We start from the raw sequence: 20,749 nt of genomic DNA, 5'->3' as shown, positions 1-20,749 counted from the left end.
AACTATCCAAGGCTGGCCCGTATTGGGCGAGCTGCACTCTTTTTTTGGGAGTTTCGTAAATGGCAGTTGCCTCCGGCGCCTATAAGAAAGCCCTCGAGGGCGACCAGACACCGAAAAAGGTGCTGGTCAAAATCGACCGGGTCACGAAGAAGTTCGACGAGACGATTGCGGTGGACGATGTGTCCCTGGAAATCAAGAAAGGCGAGATCTTCGCCTTGCTCGGCGGTTCGGGTTCAGGCAAGTCCACCTTGCTGCGTATGCTCGCAGGTTTCGAGCGCCCAACCGAAGGCCGCATCTACCTGGACGGCGTGGACATTACCGACATGCCGCCCTACGAGCGGCCGATCAACATGATGTTCCAGTCCTATGCGCTGTTCCCGCACATGACCGTGGCGCAGAACATCGCGTTCGGCCTGCAGCAGGACAAGATCCCCAAGGCCGAAGTCGACGCCCGCGTGGCCGAGATGCTCAAGCTGGTGCAGATGAGCCAATACGCCAAGCGCAAGCCGCACCAGCTGTCCGGCGGCCAGCGCCAGCGTGTAGCCCTGGCCCGTTCCCTGGCCAAGCGCCCCAAACTCTTGCTGCTCGATGAGCCGATGGGCGCCCTGGACAAGAAGCTGCGCTCGCAGATGCAGCTTGAGCTTGTAGAGATCATCGAGCGCGTCGGCGTGACGTGCGTGATGGTAACCCACGACCAGGAAGAGGCCATGACCATGGCCGAGCGTATTGCGATCATGCACCTGGGCTGGATCGCCCAGATCGGCAGCCCGATCGACATCTACGAAACCCCTACCAGCCGCCTGGTGTGCGAGTTCATCGGCAACGTGAACATCTTCGACACCCAAGTGGTGGACGACGCCGAAGGCCATGCGGTGCTCAAGTGCCCGGACCTGGATCGCGACATCTACGTGGGCTACGGCATCGCTACTTCGGTGGAAGACAAGTCGGTGACCTACGCGATTCGCCCGGAAAAACTGCTGGTCACCACCGAAATGCCGACCTGCGAGCACAACTGGTCCAGCGGCAAGGTGCACGATATCGCCTACCTGGGCGGTCACTCGGTGTTCTATGTGGAGCTGCCGAGTGGCAAGCTGGTGCAGTCCTTCGTCGCCAACGCCGAACGCCGTGGCCAGCGCCCAACCTGGGGTGATCAGGTTTACGTGTGGTGGGAAGACGACAGCGGCGTGGTACTTCGCTCATGAACATGAAGAAATTCAAGCGGCGCTTGGATCGCATAATCCCCAATGGCAAGCAGGTGGTCATCGGGATTCCATTCCTCTGGCTGTTTCTGTTTTTCGCACTGCCGTTTTTCATCGTATTGAAAATCAGCTTTGCCGAAGCCGACGTGGCGATCCCGCCCTATACCGAGATCTACACCTACGTTGAGCAAAAGCTGCAAGTGGTGCTGAACCTGGCCAACTACAGCCTGTTGGCGGGCGACGAGTTGTACATCGCAGCCTACCTGGGCTCGTTGAAGATGGCGTTCTTCAGCACGCTGCTGTGCCTGCTGATCGGCTACCCGATGGCCTACGCCATCGCCACGGCGCGCAAAGAGATGCAGACCGTGCTGGTGCTGCTGATCATGATGCCGACCTGGACCGCGATCCTGATCCGCGTGTATGCGTGGATGGGCATCCTCAGCAACAACGGTTTGCTCAACGGCTTCCTGATGTCCATGGGGCTGATCAGTGAACCGTTGCAGATCCTCAACACCAACATCGCGGTGTATATCGGCGTGGTCTACTCGTACCTGCCGTTCATGATCCTGCCGCTGTACGCAAATCTGGTCAAACACGACCAGAGCCTGCTCGAAGCCGCCTCCGACCTTGGTTCGAGCACCTTCAACAGCTTCTGGAAAATCACCGTGCCGCTGTCCAAGAACGGCATCATCGCCGGCTGCATGTTGGTGTTTATCCCTGTGGTGGGCGAGTTCGTGATCCCTGAACTGCTCGGCGGCCCGGAAACCCTGATGATCGGTAAAGTGTTGTGGCAGGAATTCTTCAACAACCGTGACTGGCCGGTGGCTTCTGCCTTGGCCGTGGTGATGCTGGCGATCCTGATCGTGCCGATCATTCTGTTCAACCGCAGCCAGGCCAAAGAGCTGGAGGGCAAGATATGAAGCGCTTTCGTTTCTCCAGTTTCATGCTGGTCGCAGGCTTGTTTTTTATCTACCTGCCGATGTTGATCCTGGTGATCTACTCGTTCAACGAATCCAAGCTGGTGACGGTGTGGGGCGGTTGGTCGATCAAGTGGTACGTGGGCCTGCTGGACAACACCCAGTTGATGGGCTCGGTGGCCCGTTCCCTGGAAATCGCCTGCTACACGGCGGTGGCCGCGGTGGCGCTGGGCACGTTGGCGGCATTTGTGCTCACGCGTATCAGCCAGTTCAAGGGCCGTACGCTGTTCGGCGGCCTGGTGACGGCACCGCTGGTGATGCCTGAAGTGATCACCGGCCTGTCGCTGTTGCTGCTGTTCGTGGCCATGGCGCAGATGATCGGCTGGCCCCAGGAACGTGGCATCGTCACCATCTGGATCGCGCACACGACGTTCTGTGCGGCGTATGTGGCGGTGGTGGTGTCGGCGCGCTTGCGTGAGCTGGATTTGTCGATCGAAGAAGCCGCGATGGATTTGGGCGCGCGGCCGTGGAAGGTGTTCTTCCTGATCACCATCCCGATGATCGCGCCGTCGCTGGCGGCGGGCGGCATGATGTCGTTTGCGCTGTCCCTGGATGACCTGGTACTGGCCAGCTTTGTATCGGGCCCGGGTTCCACCACCTTGCCGATGGAAGTGTTCTCGGCGGTGCGCCTTGGGGTTAAACCCGAGATCAACGCGGTGGCGAGTCTGATCCTGTTGGCGGTGTCGTTGGTGACCTTCCTGGTGTGGTTCTTCAGCCGTCGGGCCGAAGAGCATCGCAAGAAGGCCATCCAGCAATCCATCGAAGAAGCCGCGGCTGACGGCTGGCAACAGCCGGACAAGCGCCGCGCTCCAGCCCCGATCTAAAGCTGGGTGAGGTCCAAATGTGGGAGGGGGCTTGCTCCCGATAGCGGTGTATCAGTATCAGATTTGCTGACTGACACACCGCCATCGGGGGCAAGCCCCCTCCCACATTTGATCGCATTTCAACTCAGCTACGCCAACCACGGCGACGTGCGAATCACCTCGACAAAATTCATCGGCCTGAACCCCGGCTCCTGATCCACCAGCACATCCGTCTTCACGTTGCCAAACGTGGTCTGCGGGCGATGGCGCAAGCCGTCGGCAAACGCGCAGATGATGCACTCCTTGAACCCTTCACCGCGTGGATGCGCATGCACCACCGCTTCGCGCTGCACCGTGGAAAATGCGGCGTAGTCCATGCCCAGCACGTCCATCTCCACCCCGGCGGTCACCAGCGCCACGGTGGGGCGCAGGTGTTGCGGCACACCCGGTGTGGTGTGCAGGGCGATGGACAACCACACTTGTTCGATATCGTCATCGCTCAGCCCGTAAGGCTTGAGGAACGCGGCGGCGGCATTGGCACCGTCCACTTCGAAACGCTGGTCGTCACTGCGATGACCTTCCACCAGGCCCAGGTCGTGGAACATTGCGCCGACATACAGCAGCTCCGGGTTGTAGGCCAGTTGCTTGCGCTCTCCGCTCAAGGCGCCGAACAGAAATACCCGGCGCGAGTGGTGGTACAGCAGGTCGGATTCGATGTCGCGGATGTATTCAGTGGTGGCTTTGGCCAAGGCGCTGTCGGGGATTTTGATGCCGGCGATGGTGGTGTTCATGGTGGTGCTCCTCTGGAAAGCATCCAGTCTGTTCGCGCTTGGGCGACGCAGCTATCGAGACGAGGGCGCGTTTTCGGCCAATGTGCTGCCACATCGCGCCAAGGCTGCGCGCGATCTAATGTGGGAGTTGGCTTGCCTGCGATAGCATCACCTCGGTATACCTGATGAGCCCAGGTGTCTGCATCGCAGGCAAGCCAGCTCCCACAGGGTTTTGCGTCAGCCCAGAGATAAAGGTCTCCCATGCACAAAACCGTCGCGATCCTGATCTTCCCCGGCGTCCAGTCACTGGACGTGACCGGGCCCATGGATGTGTTCTGCGAGGCCAACCGCTTCCTGGCGCCTGACGATCACTACCGCCTGGAGGTGATCGGTTTCGGCCACGGCACTCTGGCTGCCTCCAATGGCCTGTCATTGCAGGCGCACAAGCACTACAGCGAAGCCCGGCAGCCCTACGACCTGTTGCTGGTAGCGGGCGGCCCGCAACTGCCTTTCGAAGATTTCGGCCCTCAGTTTGATGAGTGGCTGCGCGGTGCCGCTGCCAGGGCACAGCGCTTCGGCTCGATCTGCAACGGCGCCTTCATGCTGGCCCGCGCCGGTCTGCTGGACGGTAAAACCGTCACTACCCACTGGAATGACGCCGCCAGCCTGGCGCGCCTGTGCCCTTCTGCCCAGGTCGAGGCCGACCGTCTCTATGTGCAGGACGGCAACCTCTACACCTCGGCCGGGGTCACGGCGGGTATCGATCTTTCGCTGTACCTGCTGGCCCAGGATCACGGCCCGGAAGTGGCGCTGAGCGTGGCCAAGCGCCTGGTGGTGTTCACCCAACGCTCGGGCGGGCAATCGCAGTTCAGCCCGTTTCTCACTCCCCATGCCGAGGCCACTTCGGCGGTGGCGCTGGTGCAGTTGTACGTGCTGGCCAACCTGACCGGGGATTTGACCATTGCCGATTTGGCCAGGGCGGCCAATATGAGTGCGCGCAATTTCTCCCGGGTGTTCGCCCGTGAAGCGCGGATCACGCCGGCGGAATTTGTCGAGAGAGCGCGGGTGGATGCGGCGCGGGTGATGCTCGAAAGCAGCCCGGCGCCGCTCAAGACGGTGGCCTATCAATGCGGATTTCGCGACGCCCAGCACATGCGCAGCGTGTTCAATCGCCGCCTGGGCGTCACGCCGCAACAGTTCAGGCTTAACTTTGCCGCACCCGTGTAGCGGTAAACTGTGGGAGGGGGCTTGCTCCCGATTGCGGTGGGTCAGCTACACATCAGCTGACTGATACATTGCTATCGGGAGCAAGCCCCCTCCCACATTTTTACCCAGTGATACTCGGCTATCTGGCAGGCAACAGTTTCAGGGTGCCTCGGGTATTGGCCGTCACTTCCTCATCACTGAAATGCGCCTGCTCATACCCGCCTTCGATATAGCTTTGCGCCTGATCACCATAGTGAGCATCAAACGGTACGCCGCTTTGCCCCACTGGGTTGATGGTCAGTGCGTGGGCAGGGTCGGCGAAGTCGATCAGGCGCCGTGTCGAAGGCCCATAGGTCACCGGCCATGGCGCCGGGCCGATCGCGGCGGTCTGGTTGTTCGGCACTTCGTGGCTGCCCGGTGCGGCGAACGGGCCGACGTTGAAGAGCTTATCCAGCGGTTTCTGCAAGCCCAGCGGATGACCATGGGTCAAGGTGTGCGCCTTGCCCCACTGCCACTGCGCCGGGTCGTCGCCGAAGGTCGTCTTGAGGTGGGCCAGGCTGTTGTCCCAGGCGAGCTTGACGATATCCGCGCGCTTGCCCTCCCACCAGGGTGAGTCCGGCGAGGCTGCCAGGCGTGGCAACGCCGCGTCGATCACACGGGTGGTGATCAGGGTCTTGAACAGTGCATCGCCCAGCTTCGGGTGGAAGGTCGCGTCGGCAAGGTTGAACAGGAACTGGTTGAACAGCGTGGCGCTGGTGGAGTCCAGCGGGTAGTCGCCTTTCCAGCTTGCGAGCTGTTCCACCAGCTTGAGTTGAGCCGGGTCCTTGATCCCTTCGCGCAGCACCGGCAGCAGCGGTGCGAGCAGGCGTGGGCCGTAGGCGGTGGTGGTGCCCAGTTGCAAAGCCTGGCTGTTGCTTACATCCCACTTCACGCTGTTGTCGCTCAACTGCGCGTTCAACTGCTGGCCACGGTCCGCGAGGTTGTAGTAGCCCGGGATCTCCATGCCGGTGGGCGATGCCGGTTGGGCGTTGGCGGAGACCACATAGCCACGTGCCGGGTTCTCTTCCTGGGGGTTGGCGCTGAACGGGTAGAAGCCCAGCTTGTCGGCCTGAGCGGTGCTGCCATCGAGGATGAACGCCGGGTTGACGCCGGCCGGGCGGATCGGCAACTGCGCTGCCGCCCACCAGCCGATATCGCCCTTGGCATTGGCCCATATGATGTTCAGGCCCGGTGCCGACACCTTGGCGGCCGCGACACGTGCCTTGGCCAGGGTATCGGCGCGGTTGAGTTGGTAGAAGCCGTCGAGGATCGGGTTTTCGGTGTCCAGGAACGCCCACCACATGGCAATTGGCGTGCTGCCCGCGTTCTCGCCGAGCACGTCATTGATGATCGGGCCGTGGGGCGAACGGCGCAGCGTGAGGGTCACCGGCGCCTGGCCCTTGACCTGGATCTGTTGCTCGCTGCTGGTCATGTCGACCCATTGGCCGTGATACCAGACCTGGTTGGGGTTGTCCGGGTTGACCTTCTCGGCGACCAGATCAAGGTCGTCGTTCTGGAACATGGTCAGGCTCCAGCCGAAGTCCAGGTTGTGCCCCAGGAACGCCACCGGCACCAGCGCGTTGTGATAGCCGTACAGCTCAAAGCCTGGCGCCGACAGCTGCGCCTCGTACCACACCGATGGCACCGAGAAGCGGATATGCGGGTCACCCGCCAGCAACGGCTTGCCGCTTTTGGTATGGCTGCCGCTGACGGCCCAGGCGTTGCTGCCCTCGAACTGCGGCAGGCCGTTGTCGGCCAGGGCCTGCTCACTCAGGGCGGCGATGGCGCCGAGGGTTTGCCAGTCACTGGCCGCCAGGTTGAGCGCACCCTTGGGTTGCCAGTCGAGATCGAACACTTTCAGGTAGTCGCTGCCCAGATGGTCGCGTACGTAAGTCAGCACCGGCTCGGTACGAAAGGCGGCGGCAAAGCTGTAAGCCATGTACCCGGCGACGCTGATGCTGTCCTCGACGGTAAAGCGGCGCTTGGGGATGCCCAGCACGTCGAACTCCATGGGGCTGGCGTGGCTGTCCTGATATTGGTTGATCCCGTCCAGATAGGCTTGCAGGGCTTTGGACGACGCTGAGTCGGGGTCCATGTGCTCTGCGTAGCTCAAGGCGCGCTCACGAATGCGCAGGCTGCGAAACAGCTTGTCGGTCTCAAGCAGTTTGGGCCCCAGCACTTCGGCCAGTTCGCCACGGGCCAGGCGCCGCATGACCTCCATCTGGAACAGCCGGTCCTGGGCATGCACATAGCCCAGGGCGCGGTACAGGTCAGCCTCGTTCTCGGCACGGATATGCGGTACGCCACGGTCGTCGTAGCGCACCGTGACCGAGCTTTGCAGGTGGGCCAGCGGCACTGTGCCCTGACGCGTGGGCTGCTTGCTGTAGACATACCAACCGGCGCCGAGGGCGACCAGCGCAATCAGCACCGCGAAAATCTGCAAGACGCGCTTCATGAACATTCCTTACCAGAGTGGACGGGCTACTGATCCTTAGGCCACGAACAATAGCAGCCTACCGCGAGGGTGTGAGTGGCATTCACTTCGCGTCCGGTTCCAAGGGCCTTGAGAATGGGTTCGATAAAACTGTTGCTGGCATTGCACGTCAGCCCTTCGCTGTAGGGGCCGAAATAGGCCAGTTTGCCTGTGCGGTCCCAGATGCCCACGGCCGGGCTGGCGGGTATGCGATCGGCGCCGGGCAGGGCGTCGAGGATTTTCATGTGGCGCAGGTTGTCGGGCAGGGTGCCGTGGCTACCGGCTTTTTGCAGGGCGTAAAACTCGACCCCTTGGGGCTCGTACTGCTCGATCAGCTCACCCAGGTGTTGCTGGTTGCCGACATTGCACGGGCAGGCCGGGTCCCAGAAGTGCACCAGGCGAATCGGGCCAGGGCCGCTGAGGGCGGCGGGCAGTTGCAGCGCATCGCCGGAGAATACCGCCGTGTGCTCGCTGAAGGCGCGCAGGTAGCGGCCCTGGAACCAGTCATACGCGGCCCACAGCACGCCGGCGCAGATAACCAGGATCAGGCTGGCGAACAGGGCGTTGCGGTAAGGCGGTCGCATTCAAAGGTATCCTCGCAGGTCGCGTAGCTTGCCATGCTTGTCCTGACAGATGAATATCGCAGCTCGATATTCATCTTCACCGCCAGTCTGGAAGCCTTTATGCCCGTCACCTTTGACCCTGATCATCTGCGCGAAAGCTTGCGGCCCCTGGTGGACGCGCAACCGCTTAGCGCCGAGGCAAGGGTCTATCAACGTTTCTATGGGCTTGACCTGGCCGCTCGCAAGGTGCCGGCGGTGAGCCGGTTGGGGCGCCTGGAAGTGGACGGGTTTGAAGTGGTGGCCCAGGTATGGTGGCCGCCTGCGCCGGTGGCAACGATGTTCATGTTCCACGGTTTCTACGACCACATGGGGTTGTACCGCCATGTGGTGGATTGGGCGCTGGACCAGGGCTTTGTGGTGATCGCCTGCGACTTGCCGGGCCACGGCTTGTCCAGCGGCCCGCGCGCCAGCATCGATGAGTTTGCGGTGTACCAGAGCGTGGTGCAGGCGTTGTTCGCTGAGGCCAAGGCGCTGCAATTGCCGCAACCCTGGCACCTGTTCGGGCAAAGCACCGGCGGCGCCATTGTGGTGGATCACTTGCTCAACCACGGCGCCGACAGCCCGGCCCAGGGCAAGACCTTCCTGCTCTCACCGCTGGTGCGGCCGCGTGCCTGGGGATGGTCGAAGGTCAGCTATTACCTGCTGCGCCCGTTCGTCAAAGGCATCGCCCGACGCTTCAGCGATAACTCCAACGACCCTGCGTTCAAACCGTTCCTTGAAGCCGACCCACTGCAGCCGCGCCAATTGCCCACCGCTTGGGTAGGGGCGCTGGCGCGCTGGATCAAACGCATCGAAGCCGCACCCCGCAGCCCACGGCGGCCGGTGATCGTGCAGGGTGAGGAAGATATGACGGTGGATTGGCAACACAATTTGCAGGTGCTACGCGGTAAGTTCGACCGGCCCGAGGTGTTGATGCTGCCGCGGGGCAGGCATCACCTGGCCAATGAGATTCCAGAGATTCGTAATGAGTACTTCAAGTACCTCACCGATCACCTGAACTAACGCATTTTAAATGTGGGAGGGGGCTTGCCCCCGATTGCGGTGTGTCAGTCATATATCTGGTGACTGACACTCTGCTATCGGGAGTAAGCCCCCTCCCACAATTACTGCGTCAGGCTTGAGGTGCTTTGGCCGACAGCCAGCCCTGCGCGAATGGCTGCCAGGGCCGCCTGGTAATACGCCTTACCTTCCGGCGATTCGGCAAACGTAGCGAACTCTTCCAGCTCCGGGTCGGACAAATCCCGGTAGACGTACAACAGCGTGTTGTTCAGGTCCTTGTCGATTTGTTGCATCAACCGTTCGCGCTGCCCATTCAACATACCCTGGGCCTGACCGCCGCCAAGCAAACCGGGGATCATCTGGCTCAAGCTGTCGGCCGCTACACCGGCAATCGCCAGGCTGACTTCTGCACCGGCCTCGCGCGCGGGCAGGGCTTGGGCCAGATGGCCGATGATCAGGCTGCGGGTGGCGTCGGCCTGGATTTTCGGCAGGCCCTGAGCGTTTTTCGCCAACTGGTCGCGGCGCGTGGCCAGCAATTCTGCGGCGACGATCTTGCGGCCCAGGGGCGATTGGAAGAACGCCAGGGCCGGTTTCGGGTTGGCCAGGTGCTTGCGCAGTTGCGCCTCGGCACGCTGATCCATGGCTTGGGCGCCAAAGCGCTTATTGCTGTTGTCCACCAGCGCCTGGTACACCACCGGCGGCAGGCTATTGCGGTAGCGTTGCTGGGCGGCACTGAGGGCGTCATTGAAATGCGCACGTTGTTCGGCCCAGCCGGCAACCTTGTACAACTGGTCATGGCCGTCTGCCCAGGCGGGCAAAACGCAGAACATCAACACGGTAAAAAACAAACGACGCATATGGACTCCTGTCAGTCGGCCACTATTGTCCGTGTCGGGAGTAGGATTTGTCGAGAAGTCCTATCAGACAGCTGATTTAAAGTGCATTCGGGCGCTCGACGGCGCTGTCGGATTCTCAGGCGTATGGATACTATGCGCGCCATGCAAATATCCCTCGATGACCCGCTGCTGCAACGTATCGTTGACGACTTGGCCGAAAAAGGCTGGTCGCAGCAGAATGGCTTCCTGCCCCAGGCTCTGACCCTGGAACTGGCGGCTGAGTGCCATAAACGTGCGGCCGAAGGTGAGCTGGCACCGGCGGCAGTCGGGCGCGGGCCGGCCCAGGAGATTCGCGAGGGTATTCGCGGTGATCATATTCAGTGGCTGGAAGAGGGCGACGCGGCGGTTTGCGACACCTATATGGCCGTCATGGACAGCCTGCGCCTGGCAATGAACCGCAGCCTGTTCCTTGGGCTGGAAGATTTCGAAAGCCACTTCGCGATGTACCCACCCGGTGCGTTTTACCTCAAGCATGTGGACCGCTTTCGTGACGACGACCGGCGCATGGTCTCGGCGGTGATCTACTTGAACGACGCCTGGCTGCCCGAGCATGGCGGCCAGTTGCGCATGTACCTCAAGGGCGGCGTCGAATATGACGTGGTGCCTACCGGCGGCTGTCTGGTGGTGTTTTTGTCGGGCGAGGTGCCCCACGAGGTACTGTCGGCCACGCGCGAACGCCTGTCCCTGACCGGCTGGTTTCGCCGGCGGGGCAACGAGCCGTTTTAGGCAGGCAAAGGATTCTAAAGTCTTGCCTTGGACAAAATGTGGGAGGGGGCTTGCTCCCGATAGCGGTGGGTCAGTCAATAGATGCCGTGACTGGCACTCAGTAATCGGGAGCAAGCCCCCTCCCACATTTGACCTACTGTGTCTTGACTATCGGTGTTCGGCTCTCAAACCACTTCTGCGCCAGCGCCTTCAAGCGGCCATCCGCTTTCATCCGCTCCAGCGCCTTGTCCAGGCTGCTCTTGAACGCGGGGTTGCCCTTCTGAAACGGGATCACCAGTTCAGGTTTATCGTTATAAGCGGCGCTGACATCGAAACGATCCTTCAGCTCGGCAGTCATAGCGATATGGTTGATTGCCACATCGTACTTGCCGGTCGCCACGCCGTTCATCAGGTCGGCATCATCGGTGGTGATAAACGAGGAGCGTACGTCCATTTCTTTCGCCAGTTGCTCACCCAGTTCCACTTCAAAGCCGGTGAGCTTGTCGCCTTCCTTGAAATTGAACGGCGGGGTGTTGGCTTCCAGGGCTATACGCAGTTCGCCGCGATCATTGACGTCATCGATCAGCTCGGCATGGGCCAATGGGCTCAGAAGGGCAAGCAACAGTAATAGGCCAGGCGAAAAGCGCATGGTCACTCCTAGAGAATTCGAATGGACGAGGCGCTGTTCAGCATCGTTTTGCTATGGTGTCGGGTGCCTTGGACCGCAATTTATCGCGAAGTTGTCATAACCCTACAGATTTCACTGAAAAACTGGAGAAGCGAATGAAAGCCCTTTTGTCCCGTGCAACCCTGGCGTCCCTGCTGCTGGGTGCTTCGATGTTGGCCAGCGCTGCCGACCTGCCGCGCACACCGGCTCCTGCTGGTGCTGAAGTGTTCATTGTCTCGCCCAAAGACGGCGCTACTGTCGACAAAACCTTCACCGTCAAATTTGGCATCAAGGGCCTGGACCTGGAGCCGATCGACAAACAGGTACCGGGCGCCGGCCATCATCACCTGCTGGTAGATCAGGAAGTGGGGGCGCTCAACGCAAACGAAGCGATCCCGGCCACGCCTACCTCGATTCACTTCGGCAAGGCGCAAACCGAGACCGAGCTGACCCTCACGCCAGGCAAGCACACCTTGCAACTGGTGGCTGGCGACAACGTGCATCGCCAGTTCGAGCCTACGGTAGCCTCGAAAGTCATCACGGTTAACGTCAAGTAAGATTTGTTCAGATGCAAAAAAGGGAGCCCCGAGGGGCTCCCTTTTTCGTGGTGCGGTTGAAACCTTAGAACAACACGCGGCTACGGATAGTGCCGTTGATGTGCTGCAGCTTCTCTTGCGCCAGGTCCGAGTACTCGGCGTCGACGTCGATCACCACGTAGCCGACCTTCTCGTTGGTCTGCAGGAACTGACCGGAGATGTTGATGCCGTTTTCCGCGAAGACCTTGTTGATCTCCATCATCACGCCCGGGATGTTCTGGTGGATGTGCAGCAGGCGGTGCTTGCCCGGGTGAGCCGGCAGGGCCACTTCCGGGAAGTTGACCGACGATACCGAGGTACCGTTGTCGCTGTACTTGACCAGTTTTTCCGAGACTTCCAGGCCGATATTGGCTTGGGCTTCAGCAGTGGAGCCGCCGATGTGCGGGGTCAGGATCACGTTATCCAGGCCACGCAGCGGGCTTTCGAAGATGTCGTCGTTGGAGCGTGGCTCCACCGGGAACACGTCGATGGCGGCGCCGATCAGGTGCTTGTCCTTGATCGCGTCGGCCAGGGCATCGAGCTTGACCACAGTGCCGCGAGCGGCGTTGATCAGGATCCCGCCTTTCTTGATCGCGCGGATTTCCTTCTCGCCGATCATCCACTGAGTCTCGGCGGTTTCCGGAACGTGCAGCGTGACGATATCGGACATGCCCAGCAGTTCGGTCAGGCTGGCGACTTGAGTCGCGTTGCCCAATGGCAGCTTGGTCAGGGTGTCATAGAAGAACACCTGCATACCCAGGCCTTCGGCCAGCACCGACAGTTGAGTGCCGATCGAGCCGTAACCGACGATACCCAGCTTCTTGCCGCGGATCTCGAAGGAGTTGGCCGCGCTTTTGATCCAGCCGCCACGGTGGCAGGAGGCGTTCTTCTCTGGGATACCGCGCAGCAGCAGGATGGCCTCGGCCAATACCAGCTCCGCTACGGAACGGGTGTTGGAGTACGGGGCGTTGAACACCGCGATACCGCGTTCGCGCGCTGCGTTGAGGTCAACCTGGTTGGTGCCGATGCAGAAACAACCGACCGCCACGAGTTTCTTGGCGTGGTCGAAGATCTCTTCGGTCAGCTGAGTGCGGGAGCGAATGCCGATAAAGTGCGCGTCGGCGATCTTTTCCTTGAGCTGGGCTTCCGGCAGAGAACTGGTGATGTACTCAATGCTGGTGTACCCGGCGGCTTTCAGAACGTCGACAGCCGATGGGTGGACGCCTTCCAGAAGAAGGAACTTGATCTTGCTCTTATCGAGAGAAGTCTTGCTCATCTGCGTAAACCTGTATCCCGGAGAAAATTGGCAGGGAGTCGAGCAGCGCAAGCTGACCCGGACGGCAGGAAAGCCGTCACCGCAGAAACGCCCTTTGGGTCTGTCCTGCGGGGGCGGTATGCTAGCATACGCACCCCGCTAAACACCTATTCCTGCGACGTGAAGCGTTCTCAGGATGACCATGAATTGTTCGAGAGTTCTGTCGATGACCCATCCTGCCCTGATTGATGAGCTAAAGACCCTGGTTGAGCCCGGCAAAGTGCTGACCGATGCCGACTCCCTGGAGGCTTACGGCAAGGATTGGACCAAGCACTTCGCCCCCGCGCCCAGCGCTATCGTGTTTCCCAAGACCACTGAGCAGGTGCAGGCCATCGTCCGTTGGGCCAACGAGCACAAGGTAGCACTGGTGCCGTCCGGTGGGCGCACCGGCCTGTCGGCAGCGGCAGTCGCGGCCAATGGCGAAGTGGTGGTGTCGTTCGACTATATGAACCAGATCCTCGACGTGAACCTTACCGACCGCACCGCCGTGTGCCAGCCGGGCGTGGTCACCAAGCAATTGCAGAACGTCGCTGAAGAAAACGGCCTGTACTATCCGGTGGATTTTGCCTCGTCCGGTTCCAGCCAGATTGGCGGTAATATCGGCACCAATGCCGGCGGGATCAAGGTGATTCGCTACGGCATGACCCGCAATTGGGTGGCCGGCATGAAAGTCGTTACCGGCAAGGGCGATGTGCTGGAACTGAACCGCGACCTGATCAAAAACGCCACCGGCTACGACATGCGCCAGCTGTTTATCGGCGCTGAGGGCACCCTGGGGTTTGTGGTCGAAGCCACCATGCGCCTGGACCGTGCCCCGAAAAACCTCACCGCCATGGTACTCGGCACCACTGACTTCGACTCGATCATGCCGGTGCTGCACGCGTTCCAGAGCAAGCTGGACCTGACCGCCTTCGAATTTTTCTCCGACAAGGCCCTGGCCAAAGTCCTCGGCCGTGGCGATGTGCCGGCGCCATTCGAAACCGAGTGCCCGTTCTACGCGCTGCTGGAATTCGAAGCCACCACTGAAGAAGTCGCCAACCATGCGCTGGAAACGTTCGAGCATTGCGTCGAGCAGGGCTGGGTACTGGACGGCGTGATGAGCCAGAGTGAAACCCAGTTGCACAACCTGTGGAAGCTGCGCGAGTACATCTCCGAGACCATCTCCCACTGGACACCGTACAAGAACGATATTTCGGTCACCGTCTCCAAAGTGCCGGCATTCTTGAGCGAAATTGATGCGATCGTCGGCGAACACTACCCGGATTTCGAAATCGTCTGGTTCGGTCATATCGGTGACGGTAACCTGCACTTGAACATCCTCAAGCCCGAAAACCTGAGCAAGGATGAGTTCTTCGCCAAGTGCGCCACCGTGAACAAGTGGGTGTTCGAAACCGTCGCCAAGTACAACGGCTCGATTTCCGCCGAACACGGCGTGGGCATGACCAAGCGTGATTACCTGACCTACAGCCGCTCGCCGGTTGAAATCGAGTACATGAAGGCTGTGAAGGCCGTGTTCGACCCGAACGGGATCATGAACCCTGGCAAAATCTTCGCGGTTTAACCGCACCTGAAGGAGTCGTTCCATGAGCTACCAGCACAAGTATGTCGACGGCACCAACATCCACTTCCCTGTGGGCAAACTGGTGTGCATCGGGCGTAACTACGTCGAACACGCCAAGGAGCTGGATAACCCGGTGCCCACCGAGCCTTTGCTGTTCATCAAGCCCGGTAGCTGCGTGGTGCCGTTGGAAGGTGGTTTTGCGATTCCCACCGAACGCGGTTCGGTGCATTACGAGGTGGAAATCGCGGTGTTGATCGGCAAGCCGTTGTCGAACAAGCCAAACCGCGAAGAAGTCCTCGACGCCATCTCCGGCTTCGCCCCGGCGCTGGACCTGACCCTGCGCGACAAACAGGCCGAGCTGAAATCCAAGGGCCTGCCGTGGGAAATCGCCAAGTGCTTCGACGGCGCGGCGGTGCTTGCCCCCTTCGTCGTCAGCAGTACCTTTGCGGACGTGACCGACATCGGCATACGCCTGACCATCAACGGCGAAGTGCGCCAGGATGGCAACAGCGCGCAGATGCTCAACCCGATCGTACCGATGATCCAGCACATGGCGGGCTGCTTCTCCCTGCAGGCGGGTGATGTGATTCTCACCGGCACTCCGGCAGGCGTAGGCCCGTTGAATGTGGGGGATGAGCTGGTGTTGGAGCTGGCGGGTGTGAACCGTTTCGAAAGCGTCGTGCGCTAAGTAACGGCCAAACTGTGGGAGGGGGCTTGCTCCCGATAGCGGTGGGTCAGCTACAAATAAGCTGGCAGACAGACCGCAATCGGGAGCAAGTCGAATCGTCGCACCGCCCCTCCCACATTGGTTTTGTGTATATCCCAAGTATGGGCTTTTGCATTTTTTTCACACGCCATCCGGATAATCCCAGCCTCTTGCGCGCAGGCCGTTGAATCCTGTGCTATCCCATACAGCTGACTTTCCGGAAAAGCGCTCAATGGCCGTGCCTCTACCCACTTCGAAAACCTCGCTTCGCTCGCGCTTGTCCATGCGCTGGTATTCCTGGGTATTCTTGGCCGGTGCCATTCTGTATGGCGTGGCCTGGGCCATGCACTGGGATGATCGCGGTGTGCTGTGGGTGCTGGAGCGCTTCGAGAGCCCGGTTGAACGCCAGGAGAGTGTTTGGCTCCCGGACTATCAGGCGGTCATCGACGCCAAGCTGCTGCCCGGTATGGAGAAGGATGAGGCTTCCGACCTGTCCTACAACCCCCAGACCAAAACTCTGTTTTCCGTCATGGGCAAAAACCCGTTTCTCGTGGAGCTGAGCCTGCAAGGCGACGTATTGCGCAAGATGCCGCTCAATGGCTGGAACAATCCTGAAGGCGTGACGGTGATGGAAAACGGCTCGATGGCCGTGGTAGACGAACGCGACCACACCGTGATCGTGGTAAAGGTGGACGCCGGCACCACGGCGCTGAACAAAGCTGATTTCCCAAGCCATGACCTGGGCCCCTCCAAAGACCAGAACAAAGCCTTTGAAGCGGTCGCGTGGGACAAGCGTAATCAGCAGCTTGTACTGGGCGAAGAGCGGCCGCCGGCCTTGTTCACGTGGAAGAGCGATGGCAACACGCTGACTGGCGACAAGCAAAAGCTGGCCAGCACCGAACTGGATGTGCGCAACCTTTCGGCCTTGTCCATTGACCCGCGCACTGGGCACTTGCTGGTGCTGTCGGCCGATTCCCACCTGTTGCTGGAACTGGACGAAACAGGCGAGCAAGTCAGCTTCATGACCTTGCTCGGTGGCTTCAACGGCCTGAAAGACACCATCCCGCGCGCCGAAGGGGTGACCCTGGATGAGAGCGGCAACCTGTACATGGTCAGTGAACCCAACTTGTTCTATCGTTTTGAAAAGCAGAAATAACTGACGAATTACGTCAGACTTTTCTTTATAAACGGCATTCGCCAGACAGTTCGGCGCGTTTAAGTTTAAATTCAGGCGACCTTGATATCTATTCGCCAGTTTTTTCACTGAGCCCGCCCCGATGCGTCGACTTGCCCGCCCCAAACCTGCTGTTTTCATCTTGCTGTTGCTTGCCCTGGTTGCCGCCGGGGTCGTTGCGCAGCAGTTTCGTCTGTTCGAGCGTGCCTGGTTCAACTGGCAGGTGTGGCGCCAGCCTGCCGATGAGCGCGCCATTGGCCTGGCAGATTACCGCGTGACCCTGGAAGGCCAGGTGATCGAAGGGCTCGACGATGATGTCTCGGCCCTCACCTACGATCCGGTGCGCAAAAGCCTGTTTACCGTCACCAATAAAAACGCTGAGCTGGTGGAGCTGTCCCTGGAGGGCAAGATCCTGCGGCGCATTCCACTGGTGGGGTTTGGCGATGCAGAGGCTGTGGAGTTTATCAGTGACAACATTTACGTCATCAGCGATGAGCGCCAGCAGCGGCTGATCAAGGTGCATGTGGACGACGACACAACCTTCCTCGACGCCGCCGACGCGGAGCAGATGACCCTCGGCGTACATATCGGCAGCAACAAGGGGTTCGAGGGCCTGGCCTATGATTCGGTGGGCAAGCGTCTGTTCGTCGCCAAGGAGCGCGACCCGATGCTGATCTATGAAGTGCATGGCTTCCCGCATTTCAAGGCGGAAAAAACCTACTCGGTGCACGTGATCAACAACCCCAAGCGCGATGCCGGACTGTTTGTGCGCGACCTGTCGAGCCTGCAATACGACGAGCGCAGCGGCCATCTGCTGGCGCTGTCGGATGAATCGTTCCTGGTTTTGGAGCTGGACATCGACGGTCGCCCCTTAAGCAGTTTGTCGTTGCTTAAAGGGCGCCATGGCCTGAGCAAGCGCGTGCCTCAGGCCGAAGGGATTGCCATGGATGACGAGGGCACGCTGTATATGGTCAGCGAGCCGAACCTGTTTTACGTGTTCAAAAAAACCTGATCAGAACATCCATTGCACGCCCAGCGTATAGCCGGTCTGGCTGCCTTCGGCATGACCCAGGCGGCCATTGACCTCGGCATACACCCCCAACTGCGGGGTGATCGCCAATTGGCTGCCGATTTGTGCGCGACCAAAGCTCTTGTCTGCTGAGCCGAGCCGAGCGGTGCGCGCCTGGCCATCGGCGCGGGCTGTCAGTTGCAGGTCATCCAAGCGGCCATCGGCCATTTCCTTGACCCAAGCGATGTCTGCATACGGCATCAGGCTCAGGCTGTAGGGCAGGGCGACAGCGCCACGCACGCGCCAGCCGAGGCTGGCTTGCAGGGAGTCGAAAGACTGCTCTTCATACTGCAGGGCGGTGCGCAGGTTCTGTTTTTCGTGGAACGTGTCGATGCGGTAGTGGCTGTAGTCCAGGCCGGCGAAAGGCCCGCTCTTGAGCGCACCGAAGTCAAAGTCGTAGCCGCCCAGCACCCGCGCGCCCAACGCCAGGGCATCAGTCTCGCCCGTCAGTTGCTGATTGAGCAGGATCGGCCCGCCATTGGCCTGGATGATCAGGTTGCGTTTGGAATCAAAACGCGTGTGGCCGATGCTCAGGTCACCGGCCAGCCAGCTTGGCCCGCCATCATTGAGCAGCGCATAGACGGCTGCCTGCCAGGTATCGCTGTCCAGTTTGCCGCGATGCTCCAGTTTGTCGCGCCCGTTGAGGTAGCTCAGGCTGGCACCGATATTCAGGCTTGGGGTCAGCTGATAATCGCCAAGGGCGTGCAGGCCCAGGCGTCGGGCTTCGGGGTTGGGGGCCGTGTCGAAACCGCTGTCCGGGCTATATTCGCCGTCCACGCCGAACTCGCCATCAAAGCTGCCCACCTCGCGGCTGGCGGCCTGCAGGGTCAGCCAGCGGCGATCGTGCAGGCGCACCATGGCTTGATGCTGACGTTGCAGGTTGTCCTGCATGTTGCGTGCGACGGCACCGCCGGACGCCGTCGAGGCCATCAGGTCGGCTTTGGTCAGTTCCAGCACCAGGCGGCTGAGCAAGCGTGAATAGTCACGCAGGCGCTGGTCGATGCGCGCCTGGCCGAAGGCGTCGGTGAGTACGCCTTTGTTGTCTTCGCTCGGGTCGTGCCAGGTCGAGCCGCCTGGGATTTTCGGGTTGTCGGTCTGGGTATAACCGTCCAGATCGCCCAGTTCCCAGTTGGTGGCTTCTACATAAAGGATCGGGATATTCAGCGGCTCGAAAGGTTCACCATCACTGCAGCAGCCTGTGCCTTTGGGGTATTGCGGGTCCAGGCCGGGGTTGGTGAATAGCGGGATATTCAACTCCTTGGCGATCTGAAACGTGTGCTCGCGCAATGACGCCAGGGCCGGGTTGTCGGTGCTGTTCTGGCCGGCGTGGGCATACATCATGTCGCCGGTGATCAGGCTGTCGAGATTGATCATCGCAAGCATATTGGCGCGCTGGCTGGCGCTCAGCGAGTCAACAAAGGCCCGGGAGCCGCGCAAACCTTCTTCTTCCGCGCCGAATCCGACGATTTGCAGGCCATTTTCCAATGACAGGCCGCCGAGGTTCTTCGCCACCTCGGTCAGCACGCTGGCACCGGAGCCATTGTCATCCAGGCCTTGCAGGGTCGGGCGGCCGAAGTAGGTGTCGAAATGCGCGCCAATCACCACGTACTGCGGCTTGGTGCCGGCGGCGTAGGCCACCACGTTTTGCGCAGCACGGCTGCCGCTGCTCCAGGTGAAGTCCTGGCGGCTGATGGAATAGGCCGCGCCCATCTGGCTCTGCATCCAATCAGCAGCGCCGGCAAAATTGGCCGTGCCGCGATAACGACCGGGGTAGTCATTGATCAGTTTTTCCAGGGTGGTGTTGGCGTGCTGGCCGTACTCGTAAGCTTGGGCTTGCGCGGACAGCAGGGCAGCGGCAACGCTGATGGCGAGGGCTAGGGGCTTTATCACAAGGTCTTCCTTGAGGTGATGGGAATGTTCAAAGCCCAGACCCTTTGCACAATGCGCGCCTCATTCCGTGGGCGGCTGCAAATTGGCGCATTGTTAAACGCGTGGGTCGCGTGGCTGTAATTTGTATCCGATTGGATACCAGGCGGGGCAGGGGATGCCGTGACAGAGCGCACGGTTTTGGATAGGAGTGCTGCAAATGTGGGAGGGGGCTTGCTCCCGATTGGGTGTATCAGTACCAGATATTCTGACTGACACACTGCTATCGGGAGCAAGTCGAATCGTCGCACCGCCCCTCCCACATTGGAGTTGTGGTGTCGTTAAGCCTTGAGGGTTTTCACGCCTTCCGGGGTGCCCAGCAGCAGCACATCCGCCGGGCGTGCGGCGAACAGGCCGTTGGTGACCACACCGACGATGGCATTGATCTGCGTCTCCAGCTCCACCGGATTGGTGATCTGCATATTGAACACATCAATGATGATGTTGCCGTTGTCGGTCAGTACACCTTCGCGGTACACCGGGTCGCCGCCCAGTTTCACCAGTTCGCGGGCTACGTGGCTGCGAGCCATTGGGATGACTTCCACCGGCAGCGGGAACGCACCGAGCACAGGCACCAGCTTGCTCGCGTCGGCGATGCAGATGAAGGTCTTGGCCACGGCCGCGACGATTTTCTCGCGGGTCAGGGCCGCGCCGCCGCCCTTGATCAGGTTCAGGTGTTCGTCGCTTTCATCGGCGCCGTCCACGTAGAACTCCAGGTCGCTCACGGTGTTGAGCTCGTACACTGGAATGCCATGGCCTTTAAGGCGGGCGGCGGTGGCTTCGGAACTCGCCACGGCGCCGTCGAACGCGCCCTTGTGCTGGGCCAGCGCGTCGATAAAGCAGTTGGCAGTGGAGCCGGTGCCGACACCGACGATGCTCTTGTCGTCGAGTTTGGGAAGGATTAAATCGACGGCGGCCTGGGCCACTGCCTGTTTGAGTTGATCCTGGGTCATGCGGGCTCCGGAACGGGCGGGGAGTTATCGAGGGGCGCGAGTATAACCCAACAAAACCTCCGGATTCGTGTGGTCGCCCGCCCAAACGCTGGGTTAGACTCCTTGGCCCTGCC

The 20,749-nt window shown here is 60.6% G+C and carries 19 protein-coding genes; 11 read left to right on the top strand and 8 right to left on the bottom strand.

Translation table 11 applies throughout. The features are described from left to right. Window positions 1-59 precede the first annotated feature (59 nt). The 3 genes from potA to E4P00_RS03555 are packed head-to-tail and all read left to right on the top strand — an operon-like array spanning window position 60 to window position 3,000. Window positions 60-1,202 (top strand): polyamine ABC transporter ATP-binding protein, encoded by a 1,143-nt coding sequence (gene potA / locus E4P00_RS03565; protein ID WP_003195240.1) that lies wholly within the window; start codon window positions 60-62, stop codon window positions 1,200-1,202. A gap of 35 nt (window positions 1,203-1,237) precedes the next feature. Then, entirely contained in the window at window positions 1,238-2,119 is an 882-nt protein-coding gene (locus tag E4P00_RS03560; protein ID WP_231989070.1) for an ABC transporter permease subunit, read from the top strand. Continuing rightward, on the top strand, window positions 2,116-3,000 hold the full coding sequence (locus E4P00_RS03555; RefSeq protein WP_248130650.1) for an ABC transporter permease subunit: 885 nt from the start codon (window positions 2,116-2,118) through the stop codon (window positions 2,998-3,000). The genes E4P00_RS03560 and E4P00_RS03555 overlap by 4 nt, the downstream gene beginning before the upstream one ends. A 128-nt stretch (window positions 3,001-3,128) precedes the next feature. Here the strand turns inward: E4P00_RS03555 and E4P00_RS03550 are convergent, their stop codons facing one another. Beyond that, the gene (locus E4P00_RS03550) at window positions 3,129-3,770 is read right to left on the bottom strand and encodes an HD domain-containing protein (RefSeq protein WP_032878860.1); all 642 of its coding nucleotides are present in this window, start codon (window positions 3,768-3,770) and stop codon (window positions 3,129-3,131) included. 240 nt (window positions 3,771-4,010) lie between these two features. On the opposite strand from E4P00_RS03550, the gene E4P00_RS03545 reads away from it, so the two are divergent. Further along, window positions 4,011-4,976 (top strand): GlxA family transcriptional regulator, encoded by a 966-nt coding sequence (locus E4P00_RS03545; RefSeq protein WP_103734203.1) that lies wholly within the window; start codon window positions 4,011-4,013, stop codon window positions 4,974-4,976. A 118-nt stretch (window positions 4,977-5,094) separates the two neighbouring features. Here E4P00_RS03545 and E4P00_RS03540 read toward each other — a convergent pair whose 3' ends face one another. Next, a complete protein-coding gene (locus E4P00_RS03540; RefSeq protein WP_248130649.1) occupies window positions 5,095-7,449 on the bottom strand; it encodes a penicillin acylase family protein in 2,355 nt (784 codons plus the stop codon). Window positions 7,450-7,475: 26 nt separating this feature from the next. Then, a complete protein-coding gene (locus E4P00_RS03535; RefSeq protein WP_103734205.1) occupies window positions 7,476-8,051 on the bottom strand; it encodes a DUF6436 domain-containing protein in 576 nt (191 codons plus the stop codon). A 99-nt stretch (window positions 8,052-8,150) separates the two neighbouring features. Between E4P00_RS03535 and E4P00_RS03530 the strand changes: the two genes are divergently transcribed. Next, window positions 8,151-9,092 carry an alpha/beta hydrolase gene (locus tag E4P00_RS03530; RefSeq protein WP_248130670.1) on the top strand — a complete coding sequence of 314 codons (942 nt, stop codon included), beginning with the start codon at window positions 8,151-8,153 and terminating at the stop codon, window positions 9,090-9,092. Window positions 9,093-9,193: 101 nt separating this feature from the next. Here the strand turns inward: E4P00_RS03530 and E4P00_RS03525 are convergent, their stop codons facing one another. Further along, a complete protein-coding gene (locus tag E4P00_RS03525) occupies window positions 9,194-9,946 on the bottom strand; it encodes a DUF2059 domain-containing protein (RefSeq protein WP_032878866.1) in 753 nt (250 codons plus the stop codon). 132 nt (window positions 9,947-10,078) lie between these two features. Between E4P00_RS03525 and E4P00_RS03520 the strand changes: the two genes are divergently transcribed. Continuing rightward, entirely contained in the window at window positions 10,079-10,711 is a 633-nt protein-coding gene (locus E4P00_RS03520) for a 2OG-Fe(II) oxygenase (RefSeq protein ID WP_248130669.1), read from the top strand. A 133-nt stretch (window positions 10,712-10,844) separates the two neighbouring features. Here the strand turns inward: E4P00_RS03520 and E4P00_RS03515 are convergent, their stop codons facing one another. Then, entirely contained in the window at window positions 10,845-11,339 is a 495-nt protein-coding gene (locus tag E4P00_RS03515; protein ID WP_103734206.1) for a transporter substrate-binding domain-containing protein, read from the bottom strand. Window positions 11,340-11,473: 134 nt separating this feature from the next. Here E4P00_RS03515 and E4P00_RS03510 point away from each other — a divergent pair, with 134 nt between their 5' ends. Then, the gene (locus E4P00_RS03510; RefSeq protein WP_005792343.1) at window positions 11,474-11,914 is read left to right on the top strand and encodes a DUF4399 domain-containing protein; all 441 of its coding nucleotides are present in this window, start codon (window positions 11,474-11,476) and stop codon (window positions 11,912-11,914) included. Between the two features lie 64 nt (window positions 11,915-11,978). On the opposite strand, the gene serA is transcribed toward E4P00_RS03510, so the two are convergent. Next, a complete protein-coding gene (serA, locus tag E4P00_RS03505) occupies window positions 11,979-13,208 on the bottom strand; it encodes a phosphoglycerate dehydrogenase (protein ID WP_005792342.1) in 1,230 nt (409 codons plus the stop codon). Between the two features lie 205 nt (window positions 13,209-13,413). On the opposite strand from serA, the gene E4P00_RS03500 reads away from it, so the two are divergent. From E4P00_RS03500 to E4P00_RS03485, 4 genes are all read left to right on the top strand, one after another. Continuing rightward, window positions 13,414-14,808, top strand: a complete 1,395-nt coding sequence (locus E4P00_RS03500; protein ID WP_005792341.1) for an FAD-binding oxidoreductase — start codon at window positions 13,414-13,416, stop codon at window positions 14,806-14,808. A 22-nt stretch (window positions 14,809-14,830) separates the two neighbouring features. Continuing rightward, the gene (locus E4P00_RS03495; RefSeq protein ID WP_032878871.1) at window positions 14,831-15,496 is read left to right on the top strand and encodes a fumarylacetoacetate hydrolase family protein; all 666 of its coding nucleotides are present in this window, start codon (window positions 14,831-14,833) and stop codon (window positions 15,494-15,496) included. 250 nt (window positions 15,497-15,746) lie between these two features. Further along, window positions 15,747-16,670 (top strand): SdiA-regulated domain-containing protein, encoded by a 924-nt coding sequence (locus E4P00_RS03490; protein ID WP_248130648.1) that lies wholly within the window; start codon window positions 15,747-15,749, stop codon window positions 16,668-16,670. A 121-nt stretch (window positions 16,671-16,791) separates the two neighbouring features. Then, entirely contained in the window at window positions 16,792-17,700 is a 909-nt protein-coding gene (locus E4P00_RS03485) for an SdiA-regulated domain-containing protein (RefSeq protein ID WP_032878873.1), read from the top strand. Here E4P00_RS03485 and E4P00_RS03480 read toward each other — a convergent pair whose 3' ends face one another. After that, window positions 17,701-19,647 carry an autotransporter domain-containing protein gene (locus tag E4P00_RS03480; protein ID WP_248130647.1) on the bottom strand — a complete coding sequence of 649 codons (1,947 nt, stop codon included), beginning with the start codon at window positions 19,645-19,647 and terminating at the stop codon, window positions 17,701-17,703. It lies immediately after the preceding gene. Window positions 19,648-19,964: 317 nt separating this feature from the next. Next, a complete protein-coding gene (gene rpiA / locus E4P00_RS03475; protein ID WP_032878877.1) occupies window positions 19,965-20,636 on the bottom strand; it encodes a ribose-5-phosphate isomerase RpiA in 672 nt (223 codons plus the stop codon). Between the last annotated feature and the right edge of the window lie 113 nt (window positions 20,637-20,749).

This window comes from Pseudomonas sp. B329, assembly GCF_023127835.1.
GTDB lineage: Bacteria > Pseudomonadota > Gammaproteobacteria > Pseudomonadales > Pseudomonadaceae > Aquipseudomonas > Aquipseudomonas synxantha_A.
This window is presented reverse-complemented; position numbering and strand designations above follow the sequence as displayed.

What these genes read in the sequence shown, in the direction of transcription:
- potA (WP_003195240.1), top strand. Translation starts at nt 60, where the DNA reads ATGGCAGTTGCCTCCGGCGCCTATAAGAAAGCCCTCGAGGGCGACCAG.
- E4P00_RS03555 (WP_248130650.1), top strand. Translation starts at nt 2,116, where the DNA reads ATGAAGCGCTTTCGTTTCTCCAGTTTCATGCTGGTCGCAGGCTTGTTT.
- E4P00_RS03550 (WP_032878860.1), bottom strand. Translation starts at nt 3,770, where the DNA reads ATGAACACCACCATCGCCGGCATCAAAATCCCCGACAGCGCCTTGGCC.
- E4P00_RS03545 (WP_103734203.1), top strand. Translation starts at nt 4,011, where the DNA reads ATGCACAAAACCGTCGCGATCCTGATCTTCCCCGGCGTCCAGTCACTG.
- E4P00_RS03540 (WP_248130649.1), bottom strand. Translation starts at nt 7,449, where the DNA reads ATGAAGCGCGTCTTGCAGATTTTCGCGGTGCTGATTGCGCTGGTCGCC.
- E4P00_RS03535 (WP_103734205.1), bottom strand. Translation starts at nt 8,051, where the DNA reads ATGCGACCGCCTTACCGCAACGCCCTGTTCGCCAGCCTGATCCTGGTT.
- E4P00_RS03530 (WP_248130670.1), top strand. Translation starts at nt 8,151, where the DNA reads ATGCCCGTCACCTTTGACCCTGATCATCTGCGCGAAAGCTTGCGGCCC.
- E4P00_RS03525 (WP_032878866.1), bottom strand. Translation starts at nt 9,946, where the DNA reads ATGCGTCGTTTGTTTTTTACCGTGTTGATGTTCTGCGTTTTGCCCGCC.
- E4P00_RS03520 (WP_248130669.1), top strand. Translation starts at nt 10,079, where the DNA reads ATGCGCGCCATGCAAATATCCCTCGATGACCCGCTGCTGCAACGTATC.
- E4P00_RS03515 (WP_103734206.1), bottom strand. Translation starts at nt 11,339, where the DNA reads ATGCGCTTTTCGCCTGGCCTATTACTGTTGCTTGCCCTTCTGAGCCCA.
- E4P00_RS03510 (WP_005792343.1), top strand. Translation starts at nt 11,474, where the DNA reads ATGAAAGCCCTTTTGTCCCGTGCAACCCTGGCGTCCCTGCTGCTGGGT.
- serA (WP_005792342.1), bottom strand. Translation starts at nt 13,208, where the DNA reads ATGAGCAAGACTTCTCTCGATAAGAGCAAGATCAAGTTCCTTCTTCTG.
- E4P00_RS03500 (WP_005792341.1), top strand. Translation starts at nt 13,414, where the DNA reads ATGACCCATCCTGCCCTGATTGATGAGCTAAAGACCCTGGTTGAGCCC.
- E4P00_RS03495 (WP_032878871.1), top strand. Translation starts at nt 14,831, where the DNA reads ATGAGCTACCAGCACAAGTATGTCGACGGCACCAACATCCACTTCCCT.
- E4P00_RS03490 (WP_248130648.1), top strand. Translation starts at nt 15,747, where the DNA reads ATGGCCGTGCCTCTACCCACTTCGAAAACCTCGCTTCGCTCGCGCTTG.
- E4P00_RS03485 (WP_032878873.1), top strand. Translation starts at nt 16,792, where the DNA reads ATGCGTCGACTTGCCCGCCCCAAACCTGCTGTTTTCATCTTGCTGTTG.
- rpiA (WP_032878877.1), bottom strand. Translation starts at nt 20,636, where the DNA reads ATGACCCAGGATCAACTCAAACAGGCAGTGGCCCAGGCCGCCGTCGAT.